This is a genomic window from Rhizobium sp. 05L419 (assembly GCF_056397845.1).
Window position 1 is genome coordinate 1 of record NZ_JBFTOF010000023.1, and the last position, 17,182, is coordinate 17,182.

Annotated in this window: 18 protein-coding genes and 3 pseudogenes; 7 read left to right on the forward strand and 14 right to left on the reverse strand. The window is 59.4% G+C overall.

The window, feature by feature from the left end; translation table 11 throughout:
* Window positions 1-398 precede the first annotated feature (398 nt).
* Window positions 399-1,079, forward strand: a complete 681-nt coding sequence (locus AC1DMK_RS23515) for a redoxin domain-containing protein (protein ID WP_477862434.1) — start codon at window positions 399-401, stop codon at window positions 1,077-1,079.
* A gap of 86 nt (window positions 1,080-1,165) precedes the next feature.
* On the opposite strand, the gene AC1DMK_RS23520 is transcribed toward AC1DMK_RS23515, so the two are convergent.
* The 4 genes from AC1DMK_RS23520 to AC1DMK_RS23535 form a co-directional block, all read right to left on the reverse strand.
* Complete coding sequence (locus AC1DMK_RS23520; RefSeq protein ID WP_477862584.1) at window positions 1,166-1,639, reverse strand: VOC family protein; 474 nt, start codon at window positions 1,637-1,639, stop codon at window positions 1,166-1,168.
* Window positions 1,640-1,934: 295 nt separating this feature from the next.
* The gene (locus AC1DMK_RS23525; protein ID WP_477862436.1) at window positions 1,935-2,420 is read right to left on the reverse strand and encodes a cupin domain-containing protein; all 486 of its coding nucleotides are present in this window, start codon (window positions 2,418-2,420) and stop codon (window positions 1,935-1,937) included.
* Between the two features lie 83 nt (window positions 2,421-2,503).
* On the reverse strand, window positions 2,504-2,836 hold the full coding sequence (locus AC1DMK_RS23530) for a chaperone modulator CbpM (RefSeq protein WP_477862438.1): 333 nt from the start codon (window positions 2,834-2,836) through the stop codon (window positions 2,504-2,506).
* Window positions 2,837-2,838: 2 nt separating this feature from the next.
* Window positions 2,839-3,771, reverse strand: a complete 933-nt coding sequence (locus tag AC1DMK_RS23535; RefSeq protein WP_477862440.1) for a DnaJ C-terminal domain-containing protein — start codon at window positions 3,769-3,771, stop codon at window positions 2,839-2,841.
* Window positions 3,772-3,852: 81 nt separating this feature from the next.
* Here AC1DMK_RS23535 and AC1DMK_RS23540 point away from each other — a divergent pair, with 81 nt between their 5' ends.
* On the forward strand, window positions 3,853-4,017 hold the full coding sequence (locus AC1DMK_RS23540) for a hypothetical protein (protein ID WP_477862442.1): 165 nt from the start codon (window positions 3,853-3,855) through the stop codon (window positions 4,015-4,017).
* A gap of 57 nt (window positions 4,018-4,074) precedes the next feature.
* On the opposite strand, the gene AC1DMK_RS23545 is transcribed toward AC1DMK_RS23540, so the two are convergent.
* The 3 genes from AC1DMK_RS23545 to AC1DMK_RS23555 all read right to left on the reverse strand — a co-directional run bounded on the left by AC1DMK_RS23545 (window position 4,075) and on the right by AC1DMK_RS23555 (window position 5,525).
* The gene (locus AC1DMK_RS23545) at window positions 4,075-4,365 is read right to left on the reverse strand and encodes a hypothetical protein (RefSeq protein ID WP_477862444.1); all 291 of its coding nucleotides are present in this window, start codon (window positions 4,363-4,365) and stop codon (window positions 4,075-4,077) included.
* Window positions 4,366-4,496: 131 nt separating this feature from the next.
* Window positions 4,497-5,027: a GNAT family N-acetyltransferase gene (locus AC1DMK_RS23550; protein WP_477862446.1), complete on the reverse strand. Its 531-nt coding sequence runs from the start codon at window positions 5,025-5,027 to the stop codon at window positions 4,497-4,499.
* Window positions 5,028-5,267: 240 nt separating this feature from the next.
* A complete protein-coding gene (locus tag AC1DMK_RS23555; protein WP_477862447.1) occupies window positions 5,268-5,525 on the reverse strand; it encodes a recombinase family protein in 258 nt (85 codons plus the stop codon).
* A gap of 11 nt (window positions 5,526-5,536) precedes the next feature.
* Between AC1DMK_RS23555 and AC1DMK_RS23560 the strand changes: the two are divergent.
* A pseudogene (locus AC1DMK_RS23560) lies at window positions 5,537-5,722 on the forward strand (protease); the annotation flags it as partial.
* A gap of 46 nt (window positions 5,723-5,768) precedes the next feature.
* On the opposite strand, the gene AC1DMK_RS23565 reads toward AC1DMK_RS23560, so the two are convergent.
* From AC1DMK_RS23565 to AC1DMK_RS23585, 5 genes are all read right to left on the reverse strand, one after another.
* On the reverse strand, window positions 5,769-5,927 hold the full coding sequence (locus AC1DMK_RS23565; RefSeq protein WP_477862448.1) for a hypothetical protein: 159 nt from the start codon (window positions 5,925-5,927) through the stop codon (window positions 5,769-5,771).
* 117 nt (window positions 5,928-6,044) lie between these two features.
* Window positions 6,045-6,845, reverse strand: a complete 801-nt coding sequence (locus tag AC1DMK_RS23570; RefSeq protein WP_477862450.1) for an inositol monophosphatase family protein — start codon at window positions 6,843-6,845, stop codon at window positions 6,045-6,047.
* Between the two features lie 34 nt (window positions 6,846-6,879).
* Entirely contained in the window at window positions 6,880-7,944 is a 1,065-nt protein-coding gene (locus tag AC1DMK_RS23575) for an ABC transporter ATP-binding protein (protein WP_477862452.1), read from the reverse strand.
* The gene (locus AC1DMK_RS23580; protein ID WP_477862454.1) at window positions 7,941-10,175 is read right to left on the reverse strand and encodes an ABC transporter permease; all 2,235 of its coding nucleotides are present in this window, start codon (window positions 10,173-10,175) and stop codon (window positions 7,941-7,943) included. The genes AC1DMK_RS23575 and AC1DMK_RS23580 overlap by 4 nt, the downstream gene beginning before the upstream one ends.
* 77 nt (window positions 10,176-10,252) lie before the next feature.
* Window positions 10,253-11,281 (reverse strand): ABC transporter substrate-binding protein, encoded by a 1,029-nt coding sequence (locus tag AC1DMK_RS23585; RefSeq protein ID WP_477862456.1) that lies wholly within the window; start codon window positions 11,279-11,281, stop codon window positions 10,253-10,255.
* A gap of 180 nt (window positions 11,282-11,461) precedes the next feature.
* Between AC1DMK_RS23585 and AC1DMK_RS23590 the strand changes: the two genes are divergently transcribed.
* The 3 genes and pseudogenes from AC1DMK_RS23590 (at window position 11,462) to AC1DMK_RS23600 (ending at window position 13,777) form a co-directional block, all read left to right on the forward strand.
* A complete protein-coding gene (locus AC1DMK_RS23590; RefSeq protein ID WP_477862458.1) occupies window positions 11,462-12,469 on the forward strand; it encodes a LacI family DNA-binding transcriptional regulator in 1,008 nt (335 codons plus the stop codon).
* Window positions 12,470-12,604: 135 nt separating this feature from the next.
* A pseudogene (locus AC1DMK_RS23595) lies at window positions 12,605-12,813 on the forward strand (AraC family transcriptional regulator); the annotation flags it as partial.
* 250 nt (window positions 12,814-13,063) lie between these two features.
* Window positions 13,064-13,777 (forward strand): annotated as a pseudogene (locus tag AC1DMK_RS23600) (iron chelate uptake ABC transporter family permease subunit).
* Window positions 13,778-13,858: 81 nt separating this feature from the next.
* Here AC1DMK_RS23600 and AC1DMK_RS23605 read toward each other — a convergent pair.
* The gene (locus AC1DMK_RS23605; RefSeq protein WP_477862460.1) at window positions 13,859-14,341 is read right to left on the reverse strand and encodes a ProQ/FINO family protein; all 483 of its coding nucleotides are present in this window, start codon (window positions 14,339-14,341) and stop codon (window positions 13,859-13,861) included.
* Window positions 14,342-14,691: 350 nt separating this feature from the next.
* On the opposite strand from AC1DMK_RS23605, the gene AC1DMK_RS23610 reads away from it, so the two are divergent.
* Window positions 14,692-14,910 carry a hypothetical protein gene (locus tag AC1DMK_RS23610; RefSeq protein WP_477862462.1) on the forward strand — a complete coding sequence of 73 codons (219 nt, stop codon included), beginning with the start codon at window positions 14,692-14,694 and terminating at the stop codon, window positions 14,908-14,910.
* Window positions 14,911-15,017: 107 nt separating this feature from the next.
* Here the strand turns inward: AC1DMK_RS23610 and AC1DMK_RS23615 are convergent, their stop codons facing one another.
* Window positions 15,018-16,805 carry an acetolactate synthase 3 large subunit gene (locus AC1DMK_RS23615; RefSeq protein WP_477862464.1) on the reverse strand — a complete coding sequence of 596 codons (1,788 nt, stop codon included), beginning with the start codon at window positions 16,803-16,805 and terminating at the stop codon, window positions 15,018-15,020.
* Window positions 16,806-17,182 lie beyond the last annotated feature (377 nt).

Here is a 17,182-nt window from a genome sequence, read left to right on the forward strand (position 1 = left end):
AGTGAGGTTCAGGCATGGGAGCGTCGTCGAACCGATAGCGGTGCCCAAATCCGATGGATGTTCTCAATCGAGCAAGCGCGCGAAAAGATGGCTAAGTCTTATCCGACACCAGTACTCAACGAGTCAGAATCTCGGTGACGGGACACTAGCGAAAACCATGCAGGCGACCCCGGACAGGATATGGTATCGTCGCGCTATCGCCACAGCCCTTCGGACAAGTCGGGCGCTCCGCAACTTTAAATGGAGCGAATTGATGTAGCAGCTCGCAGACCACAATCTATCAGATTGTTTCTGTGATCATATCCCCGAAACGCGATTGAGACACGCTCGATCGTGATAGGTGTCGGATTTGAATCAATCCCGGCTATCAACTGGACGCCTAGCAAAGGACAGATGCCATGGGAGAGCAGATACGCCCGCTGAAACCGGGGGAATACGCGCCCGCCTTCGCGCTTCCGTCGGCAAATCAAGAAGGAACGGTTTCTCTCGCCAGTCTCCACGGTCACCCGTTTTTGATCGCCTTCTTCCGCGGGCTGCACTGCCCGTTCTGTCGGCGTCAGGTGGGACAGCTCGGTAGTCTGCAGCCCGCACTGCGCGCGGCCGGGGTGGAAACTCTGGCCGTGATCAACACGCCGGTGGAGCGCGCCCGCAGGTATTTCGGTCACCGGCCGACGCCGGCCGTGCTCCTATGCGACCAGGATTGCTCAACGCACCGGGCCTTCGGCGTGCCCCGCGCCGAGTTCCTGCGCGAGGATAGTCCCGAGCAGCCCGAATGGCCGTATCGGGCAAGCATGGCGCAATTTGAGGCAGCTCGCATCAACCCTACCGGCGAATTGCCGGAAGCGCTGCATCCAATGGCGGCCAATCCCGTTCTCAACGCCCAGGACGGCTTCGAGCTTGAAGAGGCCGATCATGCGATCTTCGCAAGCCATCCCACACAGCTCGTCGGGCACTTCCTCGTCGACGCGGACGGCATCGTTCGATGGGTGCGAATCGAAGCGCGTGAGGGGCCGAACGCCCTCTCCAGCTTTCCAACCCCGGCGGAGATGCTCGCCGCGGCCGGCAACCTCCGACACTGAAGCGTCTTGCATAGCAGGCAGCTGACATTCTTCGGGCGTGCGTTTTCACGGGCTCGGGCAAAACTCCCGCCCGACGCGATGGTGTCTCAGCCACGCCGCGCCGCTTCGATCGCCCCGACCTCGATCTTTCTCATGGTCATCATCGCATCAAAAGCACGCTTTGCTTGGTCGCCGCCCGCCGCGAGCGCTTCGGTAAGGACGCGCGGTGTGATCTGCCAGGACACGCCCCACTTGTCTTTGCACCAACCACACTCACTTTCCCGGCCGCCGTTGTCGACAATCGCGTTCCAGTAGCGATCGGTTTCTTCCTGATCGTCAGTTGAAATCTGAAATGAAAAGGCTTCGTTGTGTTTGAACAAGGAACCGCCGTTCAGGCCGATACAGGGTATCCCCGCAACCTGGAACTCGACAACCAGCACATCTCCCTGCTGGCCGGCAGGATAGTTTCCAGGTGCCCGAATAACCGCCCCCATTGCACTGTCGGGGAAAGTCTCGACGTAGAAGCGGGCGGCAGCCTCAGCGTCATTGTCGTACCATAGGCAGATCGTGTTCTTTGCCATTGCTTGGTCCTTTTTCTGTTGGTTTCCCATTTCCACCTGAAACAAGAGGCAAATCGTCGTTCTCCAGCCATAAATCACCGGGTGGGTATCACCCTCGGATTGATCGGCGCCGTCGAACCGCCACGGCAGCGGTGCATCGTTCACCCTTCTCGCGCCCTTGCCCGCGCATCCTGCCCCACGCGTTTGCGACCCGCTTGCCAAGAGCCCAGCACTCCAAGCCTTGCAGCTTGCAAGGCTTGGGTCGTCGTCAGACAGTTCCACTTGCAGAGCGGCAAATCCGAGCCAGCCAGCTTTGCTACTTGTGGATGGGGTCGATCCAGCGGACGTCTTCGGGCTGTTCGACGGGTTCGATGTCGAGATTGACGACCACCGGCTCCTGACCCGAACGCACCAGCACGCACTCCAGTGTTTCATCCCTGCTGGCGTTGATTTCCTGATGCGGCACATAGGGCGGGACGTAGATGAAATCTCCAGGTCCCGCTTCTGCCGTGTATTCCAGGTGGTCGCCCCATCGCATGCGCGCCTTGCCCTTCACCACGTAGATGATGCTTTCCAGATCGCCATGGTGATGCGCGCCGGTCTTGGCATTGGCATGAATTGTGACGGTGCCCGCCCAGATCTTCTCCGCACCGGCACGCGCATTGTTGATCGCCGTGGCGCGGCTCATGCCGGGCGTTTGCGCGGTGTTGGGGTCGAGCGAATTGCCGGGAATGACCTTCACGCCATGCTCCCGCCAGTCAGTTGGCTCCGGGTGGTCGTCGTGGCTGTGATCGCGGGTCAAGGGTCGCCTCCGTCTCGAATACAAGTGCCGGGCCTTGCCGATGCAGCGCAGTCGGCGGGCCGATTGCAGCAAGTCCCAACCGCTCACCCGCCTTGCATGCGGCCAAGGGTGTCGAGTTTGACGCGAAGCCTGCGCTTCACCTCGTCGTCCTGCTGTTCCATGGCCGACAGCATGTCGCGAAGCGTCCCGCGCAGACCATGGATCTGATCGACAAGATCCATGATGAGATCGACGCCGGCCTCGTTGACGCCCATCTCCTGCGTCAGGTCGAGGATCAGCCGTCCGCGCGCCACGTCGGCGTCACGAAACTCGCGGTTGCCGTCATGCGCCTCCGGAAGCAGCCACCCTTGTTCTACCCAGACATCAAGCACCGTCACGTCGATCTTCAGGAAGCGGCGCAATTCAAGATCATTCATGGCTACTCTCCCATGCTCTTTCTCGGATCCTGCGGATTGGCTGGCGTCCAGCTCGCCATGAAGTCGGCGAGCTTTTGATCGGGCGCGTCAGGCAAGACGATCTTCAGCGTCACATAGATATCGCCCGCACCGCCGCCACGTTTCGGCACGCCCTTGCCTTTCAACCGCAGGACCTTGCCGGTGTTGGAATTCGGCGGCAATGTCAGGTTCACAGGCCCGGAAGGCATCGGTGCGCGCACTTTGCCGCCAAGCACCGCCTCGGAAAGCGAAATTGGAAGATCAAAGCGGATGTCGTCACCATCGCGGACGTAGAAGCGATGGGGCCGGACCCGGATCTCGACCAGTGCGTCGCCCGGCGGACCGCCACCGATGCCGGGTTCGCCCTTGCCCTTCAGCCGCAAGCTCTGGCCGTCGCGTGTCCCGGCTGGAATCTGCAGGTCAAGCGCCGGTCCATCGGGTAGTTTTATCTGGGTCTTGGCGCCATTAACGGCATCAAGGAAATCGACTTCCAGCGAGTAGTGACGATCCTGACCGCTGGAGCGAGACTGACCGGTGGAGCGAGACTGACCGGCACGAGTTCTGCCGGAAAAGAAGCTGGAGAAAATGTCGTCGTGATCGCCGAAATCGGCGAAGCCGGCACTGTTGTGATAGGGGTCGCCGGCGCCGGATTGCGATGCATAGTCCCTGTAGTAACTGCGCGGTGCCTGCTCGGCGCCAGTCATGTCGATCTCGCCGCGGTCGAAGCGCTTGCGCTTTTCCTCATCGCTGAGGATCTCGTAGGCGGTGGAAACCTCCTTGAACTGCTCCTCTGCCTTCTTGTCGCCCGGGTTGAGATCGGGATGCAGCTTCTTGGCGAGCTTGCGGAAGGCGCTTTGAATGTCTTTCTGCGTGGCGTCCTTTTTTACGCCTAAAAGCTCGTAAGGATCGCGGCTCATACATGTCTCCGGTTCAGCCAGCTGACAACGCCCGGCTTGTCGCGACGTATATAGGTTGCCGACTGGTGTCCGGCGAGGGGCATGATTGCAGAAGCGCTCGGCTATCCGGAAGACTTCTTTTACGCGGACGATCGCGGAGAACTGAATACCAGGGCCGTCCGTTTTAGACGCCCAACGAAGGCGAGTGCCAGGGAACGTGATGCGGCGAGCGATTTCTGCTGGATCACCTGGGTTGCAGCTCAATGAATGGGTGCCGAAGCGTTTTTCGCGTCCGGCCAACGTTCTGCGCTGGAGCGCCGGTCTCTAGTCTCTGCTCCAGGCCAAAAATGGCCGATAGTGCCGCTGGGCAATAAGGAGAGTTCGATCCGGTTGGATGATATAAATCTCCTCGACCTCTCTCCCCCTCTGATCCGTGAACGTATGGGGGAACGAAGAGCCGATCGGCGACCTCGTCAGCTTCGTGCGAGGCTGGCCCCCGTAGGTAATGCTGCCGGGGATGGGCGCATATCCCTCCGACGAATAGGATCCCGTAACGACTGCGCAGCTTGAAAGAAGCACTGCCGTCACGGCCGCCGCTACTATTTTCTGAATCATCTTCTGGCCTTCCGTCTCGTCAGTCAGATTCCGCGCGGGGTCGCGGTCGCTCAAAGTGTACTCGACTACTTGAGGGCATCGCGTTGATGTCCCGCTCAACAACGCAAGGTAGAACGACGCCAGAACCTCTGCTAGGCACCCGACTGCCACACTGCCCTTTCGGCGACATACAGCATGTGCATTGAGCTTGGGTCGGTCGGCAGCAGGTCAGGGTGAGCAAATTCGCCACCATGGACTTTTTCCATCCCCAACCGCTGCATGACGGATTCGGACCGCTTGTTCGCCAATGCGGTGAATGCGTAGACGCGCGGCGCATCCAGTCTGCCGAATGCATAGTCGAGGGCGGCGCGTGCGGCTTCGGTCGCATAACCGTTACCCCATTGGTCGCGAGAAAACCGCCAGCCCACCTCCAATGCCGGGCCGAAAGGGAAATCGGTCCCGAGGCGGTGCAGGCCGACCGCGCCGAGCAACGCGCCGTCTCCGATACGTTCGGCGGCCCAGAAAAACGGCTCGCCGGCTTCGGAAAGCCGCATCATTTGTTCGACGAAGTCGCTTGTCTCAGAGGCGGTCTTCATGCCGCCGAGGAACTGCATCACCTCCGGATCAGCGTGGATAACGCCCAACAGGGGCTTATCCGCCTCTCGCCAGGCCCTGAGCTTCAACCGGTCTGTCGTAATCATACACTCTCTCCAAGCAGATCGGCTCGCCCTCGCTACCATATTAGCGTTCTGGCTGTGATTGAGTATCGACCTAGCCAAGCCTACCTCGATGCGCCAACGCGCTTCAACTGCAGCGATAACAGATGATCGGTTCAAATTGGAGTCCCTGGTCGCATCCAGAAGCGGAAGACTGCGGTGCTGCAGCTCTTATGCAACTTTGAGGTGAGGGCAAATTCTATTTCATCAGGCTGGTCGCTGAATACCGAGACGTCTTAATTCCCGATAGACAGTTGAGCGACCAAGGCCAAGCTGCTTCGCGGCTTCGGTCGGGGATGTTTTAGCTTCGATGAGTTTGATCGCCGCGTCTATCTTTTTCATGTCGAGGGGCTGGCGGCCTGGGCGCTTGCCCTTGGCTCTCGCCGCGACGATGCCATCCTTGGTCCGTTCCGAAATCAGCCGACGCTCGAAATGAGCAATGGCGCCGAACACATGAAAAATCAACCCACCGGAGAGCCTGCGAGCCAGAGGTGACACTTGCTGGTGGTACCTATATCGACCTTTCCCCAACTGAGGCCTATGTCGATGGCACGATGGTTTCTGCGAAGGGATGGACGGCGCTCGCCGCATTCATCAGAGAATGCCTTAAGGTATTGGGCACTCAGATCAGTCATAGCGACGACGTAGCCAAAGCCGCTTGAAGCGTTCAGCGGCTCGGCAGAGCCGGTGCACTATCATCGATCGCAGCTAGGCGAGCCCCACGTCGAAGCGGGCCGAACGTTGAAGTCGCTCATTGCCGAAACTGCCGCCGCGTCGAAGATCGATGAAACGATCGATGACGCGGTTTCGGGCTTGCGGAATGAGCACACCCTTAGGCCGGCTTCGCCCCGAGGGGGCAGTTGTCATTGATCCCGTCCTCAATCTCCTGAATTTCGCTTTCGGCAACGAAAGGGCCGCAAGGGGCATCCGATTGCGATTGTTGATATCCGTTCGAAAGTCAATGATAAGGCTTGCCTATAGTGCTCACACACCTGCGATCTTGCGCAGGTCGTCAATTGCGCCCGGCGCGGCGGCAAGAACGGGCGAACCCTTCGTCAATCGTTCGCCTTCTGTCGGGAAGGGATGGCACCAGCCGCCCGCCTCCTTGACCAGGCAATAACCGGCAAGGCAGTCCCAGGCGTGCATGTAGGGCTCGTAGTAGCCGACAAGGCGACCGGCTGCGACGTAGGCAAGCATGAGCGCGCCGGAGCCGTTTCGAATGAAATTGCCACCGGCGCTGAGAAGATCCTCGACCATCTTGGCGACAAAGGCCGGTGTGACGTAGTTGTTCGCGCCAATGCCGGTGACGGCATTTCTGATATTGCGAGCCGGATCGAGCTTCAGCACCCTGCCGTTCAGCGTAGCGCCCATGCCGAGTGCCGCGGCATAAAGCTCGTCATGGCAAGGTGCCGAGATAACGCCGACGACCGGTTCATTGCCATGAAGGAGGCCGATCGAGACGCACCAGTTCGGCATGCCGTTGACGAAGGGGCTTGTGCCGTCGATCGGGTCGATTACCCAGGTGAAGCCTGAGGTTCCGCTCGCCAGCCCATACTCCTCGCCCAAAATGCCATCGGTCGGATAGGCTTCGCGGAACCGGGCACGGATCAGGTTTTCGACGTCGCGATCTGCGATCGATACAACGTCCTGTGGGTCCCTCTTGGTCTCGATAACAAGCGTTTCACGACGCTTGAAATAGTCAAGGGCGAGTTCTCCCGCTTCGCGCGCAACCGCCTCGGCAAGCGCCAAGCGCGTTTCAAGTCCTGATATGACATGCGATGTCATTGTAACATTTCCTTTGTAAAACAGTTCATTGCGCTCATCCGCTGATAATTGCGATACCACGATCCTTAAAGCCGATCGAGACTTCGGTCAGAGGCTCGAGCGCCACCTCCACAGCCGGATCGACGACGAACAGAGTTCCATTGCTGGTCTTGACTTCATACTCGACGTGATCGCCAAGATAGGCTGCATGGGTGATCTGGCCGTTGAAGGAACTGCCGACCAAGCGTGGCGAAAGGGTGATGGCGTTGGGGCGGATCGCAAGCTGCGCCGGTCCCGTCTTCACGTTGCGGCTCACGACGCGGTGCTGCAGACCCTCGATGCTGATCGTTGCATTGTTCCCGTCGACACCAACGACATCGCAGGCCATGACATTTGCCTCGCCCATGAAGTCGGCGATGAAGGCGGAGGTCGGCGTTTCGTATAGTTCACGAGGCGCACCTTGCTGTGCGATGTGCCCGTCTTTCATGATGATGATCCGGTCCGAGACTGCAAGAGCCTCTTCCTGATCGTGGGTTACGTAGACGGCCGTAAACCCCAGTCTCTGCTGCAGTTCGCGGATTTCCGTGCGCACGCGCCGGCGAAGCCGCGCGTCGAGATTGGAGAGCGGCTCGTCAAGAAGGAGAACCTGCGGCTCCAGGACAAGCGCGCGGGCAACGGCGACACGCTGTTGCTGGCCACCCGACAATTCGGCAGGCAGACGCTTGCCCATTCCTGCAAGCCCCACCAATTGCAGACCTTCTTCTGCGCGCTCGCGCGCTTCCTGACGCCTGATGCCGGAGGATTCGAGCCCATAGGCGACGTTGTCCAGCGCCGTCATGTGCGGAAAAAGCGCATAGCTCTGAAACACCATCGACACGTCACGCTCGTTGGCGGGCAGCATCGTCACGTCCTTGCCGCCGATGAGGATCCGGCCAGACGACGGATGTTCCAGCCCGGCCAGCATCCGCAACGTGGTGGTCTTGCCGCAGCCGGAGGGCCCGAGCAGGGTGACAAGCGTACCCGGCTCGATCGTCAGGGAAAGGTCGGGTATCGCAGTGAATGCGCCGAAGGTCTTGCGAACATTCTCGAAGACGACGGAACCTTGAGATTTCAGGCTCATGCAGTTTTCTCCTGACCGATGGGTGCGGACGTTCTTTGCGTTATGTTGCCCACGCGGTTCTCCCTGCGCAGTCTGCGTTCTCCGACGAGAAGCTGGAAGCCTGAAATCACAGTGATCATCACGACGATCAGCACCGAGGAATAGGCGATGGCTACGCCATACTCGCCGTTCTCGACAAGACCGACGATGTAGGCAGTGGACATGTTGTACTCGGCGCTGACCAGGAAGATGACTGCGCTGATCGAGGTGATGGCGCGCACGAAGGAGTAAACCAATGCGGCAGTTATGGCCGGGCGCAGCAGCGGCAGGATCACTTTGCGGATCGTCCGGAAAGTGCCAGCGCGAAGTGTCAGCGAGGCTTCGTCCAGGCTCTTGTCCAACTGGCTCATGGCTGCAACGCCGCCACGCACGCCAACCGGCATGTTGCGGAAGACGAAGCACGCCACGAGGATGAGGGCCGTGCCCGTCATTTCCAGCGGCGGCAGGTTGAAGGCCATGATGTAGCTGATGCCGATGACAGTGCCCGGGATAGCGAAGCTCATCATCAGTGCGAATTCGAAGAGGTTTCGGCCAACGAACTTCTGGCGAACGATCAGATAGGCAGTGAGCAAGCCGACGGCCGCCGTCAGTGGTGCCGAGATCAGGGAGATCTCCATCGTCGTCCAGAACGAGTTCCACGCAACGCCCGTCCAGGCAATCCCGCCGTCATCGCGCCATCCAATCGAGAAGGCTTTGATATAGTGCTCGAATGTCAGCGTGTTGTCCAAGCCCCAGGTGCGCACGAAGCCACCGAAGAGGATCATAACGTAGACGACGACAGTAAAGATCATCCACGGGACGACGAGGGCATGCACGGCGATCGACAGACCGCGGGGTAGGGCAATGTGAACGCCGGCGTCACCCTTGCCGGTGACCGTGGCGAAGCTCTTGCCCGACAGCCAGAAGCGTTGCGCGATGAAGGCCGACATGGTGAAGAACAGTAAGATCATCGCCAGCACCGCGGCGCGCGACGGATCGTTCTGAGATCCGACGACTGCGAAGAAAATCTCTGTGGAGAGAACGCCGTGGCTGCCCCCGAGAACCATGGGGTTGCCGAAGTCCGCCATGCTTTCGATGAAGCCGATCAGAAAGGCGTTTGCCAGGCCCGGCTTCATCAAAGGCAGCGATACACGCCAAAACGTCCTCCAGCGGTCAGCACGCAACGTTTGCGAGGCTTCCTCCATGGACGGACTGACACCTTCAACGACGCCGATCAGGACGAGAAAGGAGATCGGCGTGAAGGACAGGACTTGCGCGATCCAGATGCCGGTCAAGCCATAGAGCCAGCGTCCGGGCTCCATGCCAAAGATAGAAGCGGCAGTTTGCGTGATCACACCGGCCCGGCCGAATAGCAGCGTCAAGGCCAAGCCGACCACGAACGGCGGCGTAATAATCGGCAGGATGGTGAGCAGTCGCAGCCCCTTCTTGAACGGAAAGCGCGTGCGCGTGGCGACGAGTGCAAAGCACAGACCGAGCAGCGTCGCGCCGCCGGCCGTCATGATCGCCAGAAAGAGTGTGCGCCAGGCGACGCCGCAGCGATCCCCACCCGTCAGGCAGCTCAGGCTCCAGATGGAGGGGTCCTGGATGTTGCCGATGAAACCATCCGGATTGAACGAACCGTCGAAGGCCTGGAAAGCCCCGATGAACATGCTGCCGACCGGGTAGAACACGAAGATCGCAACCAGAAAAACCAGCATCGTGATCGCGCTCACCACGAAGACATCGCCCTTCATGGCGCCGCGTTCTGCAAGGCCAAAGGACAAGAGGAGAACGAAAACGATGCCCGTGACGATCGCTCCTGCCCCCATGGAAGGCTGGCCGTCGGCAAGCGGGCCGAACAATGTGTCGCTGATCGTCCAGCTCCAACCGGAGAAATTGATCGCCAACCCCTGGAGCGTCAAAAAGAAGACGCCAAGTCCGCCGGCCCATGCAAGCAAAGCCCCGCGACGTGATGGAGCGGAGACGAAGCGTGCAATCCCTGCCATCAAGAGAAACGCCGCCGCAATAGCAAGCCACGGGCGGCCGTAGCGCATGATCTCGAGCACGCCGGGTGCCGTGGATGGCTCACTCCCAAAGCCCGAGACCCAGCCGAGCCCGAAGAAACCGCCCTCTAACCGGTACCATGGCAGAAGCACCAAAGCGGCCACGCCAAAGAACAGGGTGATATCCAGCCTACGATTGCTATTGGTCATGATTGGATCTGCATCCCAATGAGTTGTCTCGGACTAAATGCGGCCGGAAGTTAACCCCGGCCGCGCCGGTTATGGTCTCAGTTCGCCTTCGCGCCGATTTCCTTGTCCCAGCGGCCAAGTAACGCTTTGCGAACAGTCGGATCGCCGAATTTCTTGAAGTCGTAGTCGATCAGCTTGATGTCTTCGAACTTCGGGGCTTCCTTGGGGATTTCGGCCGACTTGTTCGAAGGGAGCTGGAAGGATTTGGCATCCTTCATGTGCGATTGCGCCTCAGCGCTCAGCGCCCAATCATACCACTTCTTGGCATTGTCCAGGTTTTTCGCACCTTTGACGATCGACATTGAACCAATTTCGTAGCCGGTGCCCTCACACGGTGCGACGGCCTTGATTGGGAAGCCCTCGACCGTCTGCGCGACGGCGTCATGCATGAACACAATGCCGATCGTGGATTCGCCGCGGGCGGCCGCCTTGACTGGCGCGGAGCCCGACTTGGTGTATTGCGAAACGTTGGCGTTGAGCTTCGACAAATAGTCGAAGGCCTGGTCCTCGCCCATGATCTGTACGAGCGTCGCAAGCGTGTTGTAGGACGTTCCGGACGAATTCGGGTTGGCGATCTGGATCTCGCCCTTGTAGGACGCATCGAGGAGATCGGCCCAGCACTTCGGTTCCTTGAGGCCCTTCTTCTGGAGGATTTCCGTATTGTAGCCCCAACCGAGCGCGCCGGCATAGACGCCGACTGTCCGAAAGCCAGAGCTTTCAGCCTGCTTCTTTGCCCAGTCCTGCAGTTGGTCGAAAAGTGGTGATTTGTACTCCTGCGTCAACCCTTCCGTGGCGGCCTGCAGGTGAGGGTCGCCGGTGCCGGCCCACCAGATGTCTGTCTTCGGGTTGCGGGCTTCGGCGCGAATCTTCGCGTAGGTCTCGCCGGCGGACAGCCGGACCATGTTCACCTTGATGTCGGACTGCTTCTCGAAAAGCTCCTTCATCAGATCGCAAACCACGGGGTCAGCCGAACAAATGAGATTGAGGTCGCCGGCCGCATGCGCTGAATAGGCAGCAAAGGACACACCCGCGGCAAGCACTGCCGCGGCCAATTTAATCGATCGCATATTTTCCTCCTGGTGATAGCGGCGCCTCCACGCCGATCGCTTTGCAAGCGTGTGCAAACGGTGCACATCAGCGAAGCCGATGTCAACATCATTTTCACAAAAACTTCACAAAGAAGGCACTCAGTGCCATTGCACACAAGTGCAATATCGTGCAAAACTACGTGCAATGGGAGGGCGTTGATGTCGTCGAAACTATTTGTCAGTGCGCAGGAAGTCGCCGAAAGGGCCGGAGTTTCCCGCTCGGCGGTCTCGCGAACCTTTACGCCCGGGGCCAGCGTCTCGGCCGACACGCGCAGGCGCGTCCTCGAGGCTGCCGAAGCGCTCGGCTATCATGTGAACCAGCTCGCCCGAGGCCTCATGCGCAATGAGAGCGGTATTGTGTGCCTCATTGTTTCCGATGTTGCAACGCCTTACCGATCCGCCCTGTTGCGCGAGCTGACACTGCAGCTTCAGAACGCTGGCAAGGTCGCGATGCTGATCAATACCGATCGCTCCGATGGCAGTGTCGACAGGGCATTGCGTCAGGCAATTCGCTATCGCGCCGATGCGTCGGTTATTCTGTCCGGTCTTCCTGACAAGTCCATCACGCAGCTTTGCCTTCGCAATGGCCAGCGCCTTGTGCTGATCAATCGCGATGACGATCAGCCGGGGCCGCTCAAGATCAATCTGGATGACTACGAGTCGGGCGGCCGGATCGCCACCGCATTCGTTCGCGCGGGGTGCCGCACGCTTGCCTTTGCCAACTCCGAGGCGGGAACTCCGAGCCTGATGGGGCGCGAGCGTGGCTTCCTTGCTGCAGCCGCAAAGCTCGGTCTGGACGTGATCGTCGAGCGCTACGGATGGACGGGGTATGAGGCTGGAAAGGTGCTGGCGCAGCGTATGTTAACCCGCACCGAACGGCCGGATGCCGTCTTCTGCGCGACGGATCTTCTTGCCTGCGGCTTCATGGACGCCGCGCGCCATCAGTTCGGCATTTCGGTCCCGGATCAGCTGTGCATCGCGGGCTTCGACGACATCGAGCAGGCGTCGTGGTCTTCCTACAATCTGACGACGTTTGCACAACCGGTGTCGACGATTGCGACCCATGCCGTCGAATGGCTTTGCAGGGCCGACGAGGACGCCGGCGAGGAGCATTCCGTTCGCCTGACGGCGGAGCTGCTCTGGCGCGGTTCGATCCGAGGCGGCTAGCCACCCTGTCATCGGCGCGATCATTCCCAACATGCCTTGAGTGCCGGCTCTGCGATCTGGCGACAGCAGCTTGCCATTCGTGATCGTGTGCGCTAAACTTGAGTAATAAGCGAAGGTATAGTGCTTTTCCAGCCCATGACATTTCAACCGCGCTGCAGAACAAGATCGAAGGCTTTTCCGTTGTCGGAGGGCTTCATCGCCGATCCTGGAACGGTATCGTTGCCGATGTGTGGGACGCGGAATGCGCGCCCTCTGCCGGCGGCTACTATGTCGCGAACGATCGGCGCCTTTTCATCCTGCTCGACCTTCAAGGCCCTCGCTGCCGCAGCAATGGCTCTGGCGCAGGATGCGACGGAACTGTGCCTGTCATTTTCCAGGGCGGGGCGCCGGTAATTCGACAGCCGGCGCGGCCGACGCAACCGGCACAGATCGGCCCTGGACCGGACGGCTGTCACCTGGCGACAGGACCGCGACTTATCGACTTCCTGCCCTATAGGCTCCCGCGCGCCGTGACAGCCGGGGGTGCTGGAGCAATGCTCGTCGTTGCGGGGCACGTCATGCAGCCTGACCGGCAACCCGATAGCAAGCCCTGAAGTGCTGGGCGTCAGTGCAGGCGGTGGAGCAGGCTTGACCATCGCATTGTTCCTGTTTGCTTTTCCTTCATCGGCAGTGATCGTGATCGCCATGTCTCTTGGAGCGCTGGCCGCCTTGCTCGCTATGATGATTATTTCGGCACGTGCCCATTTTGCGCCCGAACGCATGCTTCTCGCAGGCATTTCGATCGGTGCATTTTCGATGGCTGTTGTGACTATGGTGCTCGCGCAAGGCGATATGCGCGGATACATCCTGCTCAACTGGCTTTCGGGTTCGACGAACAGGGCAGGTGCGTTCGAGGCATGGATTGCCGTTGTCTCGCTCGTCGCATGTGCAGCACCTTTCGTGCTGCTCGGTCGCTGGCTCGAGATCCTGCCTCTCGAGAAGGTGTCCGCCGGATCGGGCTTCCAGTGGCAAGAAGCCGACTGTTGCTCGCAACGATAGCCGCGGTCATGACTGCCATTGCATCGTGCCTCGTCGGTCCTGACCCTGACGGGGTTGATCGCGCCGCATCTGGCGAGGCTGCTCGGCTTCCGCCAGCAACGCCATCAGATGTTCGCCTGCATGATGATCGGCGCGTCGATTCTGATGGCGGCGGATTGGCTGTCCCGGATCGTAATCTATCCCTATCAGGTGCCAGTCGGCCTCTTCGCGACGCTCATCGGCGAGCCGTATCTCGCCTGGGTTCTGACACGGAAAAACGCCGCTGCGTGACAGGCCAGGCATACTCTGCTGAGCGGCAGCGGTTTGCCTTTATTGCGGCAACCGCCTCGAGATCTGCCGATGTCAATTCGGCTAGCTCGAGGAGGCCTTGCGTTGGCTGCGGCCGAGAATCCCGGCACGGATCTGATGGGCTCTCGTTGCATCAGGTGGCGCCTGGACGGGTAGCGGCGGAGGGGAAGGGAGCTCGGACGCGCTGTTCTTCAACTTCGAGACGGCGAGCTGCGCTGCGCTCCGGTCTTCGTCGGAAACCGGAGCGCTTGGATTGCCGTCAATGCCATGCCGAAATGCATTGGGCTGTGCGCAGGCGAAAAGATATCGTTTGGAATGCGTGTAGGCAGATGTCGCACGGCGCAGTGAAGTGACCGGCGTATCCGGCTTCAGGAGCCGGCGAATATCGTTCCAGACCCCGATCGCGAAGGGTTTGATCGGATCGCCGGAGGTCTGTGGCAAAAGGCCGATCGGTCGCACCAGCAACGCCGCGATGGCCTTCGCCTTCTCGATGTCGGCAGCGCCAGCGGCAATGGCGCCTTTGCTTTCGGCCCCGGATTTGATCATCGCATCGCTCTCCTTGATGCCTACGGATAATCAGGAAAACATGCAATTTTCATGACAGGTCGGGGACTGTCGGCGGCGAACGGCGCTTTTGTGCTGTTTCTCTCCATTGATTGGGATCATCTATGGATCTTCATCAAATCTTGACGATCTGCGGACGATAGTGATGCCGCGCGTCACAGGTATTGCGTTCGCGCACCCTTCGGGTTGGCAGCGTGGCGACAACCGCCCCCCAGTGTGGGCCTCATCGGCCGTAAACCTGTTTTTTTCTCCGGGATCGGGTGTTCGGGCTTCGATAGTCCGACGTAAGGCGGTATGACCCACCTTCAGTTTCGACTCGAAGGACCACAGCCATGGAAACCGTAACCATCGACAATCGCGCTGACTTCGCTCAATGGGCGGTCGAGCGCGCGCGTGAAATTGTCTCCCAGGAAGGAACCGCGCTGGCGATGGCGGCACGCGACATGGACGAGAAGGCGATAGGCGAGGCCGGCAATGCGCTGGGGCAAGCGATTGCCGACGCGATGATTGAGGTATTTGACGGGCTGATGGCAGGCGTCGGGAGCGAGTGACCGACAGGGCGCCTGGCGTTTCCAAAACGGCGTCCCGAACTCAGGCAAGCGATCTGGCCTGCCGGACATCATTTTGATGCCCGGCCGGTACTCGCATGGCCTTACCTCTAAACAAACGCGTGGTTGCTTTCGGTCGCCGAGTTCGCAAACGTGTTTGAATCGCCCTCATCCGGCAAAAGCATGTCGTTGTGCGCTCTGCCCGCCCGGATCATCGGCAGACAATTCTCGAGTTTGGCGACTCGGCAATCGAAGATCACCGGCCGGTTGACACTGATCATTTCAAGGATCGCGCCGTCGAGTTCGACGGGCTTTTCACAACGAATGCCATGCGCCCCATATGCTTCAGCAAGCTTCACAAAATCTGGCACCGTATCGCCATAATCCAATACACGGTTGGCATGTAAAATCTGCTGCAGCTGCCGAACCATCCCCATGTGCTCGTTGTTGAGAATGAAAATCTTGATTGGCGCGTTGTGTTGTATGGCTGCCGACATCTCCTTCATCGTCATCTGTACGGAGGCGTCACCCGCAATATCGATGACCAGGCTGTGTGGATTGGCAATCTGGACGCCAAGGGCAGCGGGCAATCCATATCCCATGGTTCCTGACCCACCCGAAGTCATCCATCGATTTGGCTCCTCGATGCCGAAATGCTGAGCTGCCCACATCTGATGTTGACCGACCTCGGTGGTGATATACGTGTCTCGATCCTTGGTGAGTTCATAGAGACGCTGCAGTGCGTACTGCGGCATGATGATCTCGTCGCTGATGGCGTACGAGAACGATTTCCGCGCTCGCCACTGGTCGATGCTTGTCCACCACTCTTCGAGCCTAGTCTTGTCGGGCAACCGCGGCTGAGCAGCCCACAGACGGATAAGGTCGGCGAGCACGCAGCCTGCATCTCCTCGGATGGCGAGATCGACGCGGACGTTCTTGTTGAGAGAGGAAGCATCAATGTCGATGTGTATTTTTCGCGAATTCGGAGAGAAGAGATCAACACGCGCGGTCACCCGGTCATCGAACCGTGCACCGATGCAGAGCATGACGTCACAATCATGCATGGCCATATTCGCTTCGTAGGATCCGTGGAGTCCAGCCATTTTCAACCAGTTCGGGCCGGAAGCCGGGTATGCACCCAGTCCCATGAGCGTCGACGTTATCGGAAAGTCCGTGAGGTGGACCAGTTCCCGAAGCAGTTTTGACGCCTCCGGGCCGGAATTGATTATGCCACCGCCTGTGTAGATGATCGGTCTGCGGGCCGATGCCATCAGTGCTATGGCCGCTTCGATTTGCTTTGCATCGCCTTGATACGGCGGCCGACCATTCTCGCCGGGGCCGGCGTCCTTCGGAGCGATGTAACTTCCTATTGCAACGAGGACGTCTTTGGGAATGTCGATCAAAACAGGTCCCGGACGTCCCGATTTGGATATCCGAAACGCGTCATGGATGGTGGTCGCAAGCTGATTGACGTCGGTTACGAGCCAATTGTGTTTCGTGCATGATCTCGTAATTCCAACCGTATCGCATTCCTGGAACGCATCGGATCCGATCAAGCTTGTCGATACCTGGCCAGAAAAACAGACCAGTGGGATTGAATCCATCAAAGCATCCTGAAGTGCCGTGACCGAATTGGTGACACCGGGTCCGGAGGTGACCAGCATCACCCCGACCTTGCCCGTCGAGCGGGCATATCCTTCGGCGGCGTGACCGGCACCCTGTTCGTGCCGAACCAGAATATGTTTGATATCGTCCTGCTGGAAGATCTCGTCGTAGATCGGCAGGACAGCTGCGCCGGGAATTCCAAAAATATGCTCGACGCCGTTGTCCTTGAGTGCCTGCATAAGGATTTGAGCCCCTGTTATCTGCGGGCACGGGTTTTCAATGGAAGAAGTCATGGTTCTATCCGTCTTCAGTGTGATTGGTGGACGAGAATCAGACGGGGGGTGCGCGCCCCAGGATTCAGGGCATAAAAAAAGGCCCCGTCTGGAGCCTGCTTACCGCGCATGGGAGCTTTCGCCGGATGGCTACACCATCCTGCCCATGCGCCATATCACTACCACGGAGACCATAGAGAAATTCATATTGTCGCTGATACGCCCAAATGCAAATGTCGTCAATGCCAGAGACGGCCAACAGCATTTCGCCGGTTGCATAGCTTGGATTGGGGTGGCCAGCGCTTTCGGACCCGTTATCGCCGCGCTCCACGACACGTGCGAAGCATCTGCGCATCGGTAGGGACAAGCCGAATCGATGCCTGCGATAAAGGGAAGCA

Coding starts and splice junctions, on each gene's coding strand:
- AC1DMK_RS23585 (WP_477862456.1), bottom strand. CDS start 11,281: ATGCGATCGATTAAATTGGCCGCGGCAGTGCTTGCCGCGGGTGTGTCC.
- AC1DMK_RS23565 (WP_477862448.1), bottom strand. CDS start 5,927: ATGACAACTGCCCCCTCGGGGCGAAGCCGGCCTAAGGGTGTGCTCATT.
- AC1DMK_RS23530 (WP_477862438.1), bottom strand. CDS start 2,836: ATGAATGATCTTGAATTGCGCCGCTTCCTGAAGATCGACGTGACGGTG.
- AC1DMK_RS23610 (WP_477862462.1), top strand. CDS start 14,692: ATGGAAACCGTAACCATCGACAATCGCGCTGACTTCGCTCAATGGGCG.
- AC1DMK_RS23580 (WP_477862454.1), bottom strand. CDS start 10,175: ATGACCAATAGCAATCGTAGGCTGGATATCACCCTGTTCTTTGGCGTG.
- AC1DMK_RS23570 (WP_477862450.1), bottom strand. CDS start 6,845: ATGACATCGCATGTCATATCAGGACTTGAAACGCGCTTGGCGCTTGCC.
- AC1DMK_RS23575 (WP_477862452.1), bottom strand. CDS start 7,944: ATGAGCCTGAAATCTCAAGGTTCCGTCGTCTTCGAGAATGTTCGCAAG.
- AC1DMK_RS23615 (WP_477862464.1), bottom strand. CDS start 16,805: ATGACTTCTTCCATTGAAAACCCGTGCCCGCAGATAACAGGGGCTCAA.
- AC1DMK_RS23605 (WP_477862460.1), bottom strand. CDS start 14,341: ATGATCAAATCCGGGGCCGAAAGCAAAGGCGCCATTGCCGCTGGCGCT.
- AC1DMK_RS23545 (WP_477862444.1), bottom strand. CDS start 4,365: ATGATTCAGAAAATAGTAGCGGCGGCCGTGACGGCAGTGCTTCTTTCA.
- AC1DMK_RS23540 (WP_477862442.1), top strand. CDS start 3,853: ATGATTGCAGAAGCGCTCGGCTATCCGGAAGACTTCTTTTACGCGGAC.
- AC1DMK_RS23535 (WP_477862440.1), bottom strand. CDS start 3,771: ATGAGCCGCGATCCTTACGAGCTTTTAGGCGTAAAAAAGGACGCCACG.
- AC1DMK_RS23520 (WP_477862584.1), bottom strand. CDS start 1,639: ATGGCAAAGAACACGATCTGCCTATGGTACGACAATGACGCTGAGGCT.
- AC1DMK_RS23590 (WP_477862458.1), top strand. CDS start 11,462: ATGTCGTCGAAACTATTTGTCAGTGCGCAGGAAGTCGCCGAAAGGGCC.
- AC1DMK_RS23515 (WP_477862434.1), top strand. CDS start 399: ATGGGAGAGCAGATACGCCCGCTGAAACCGGGGGAATACGCGCCCGCC.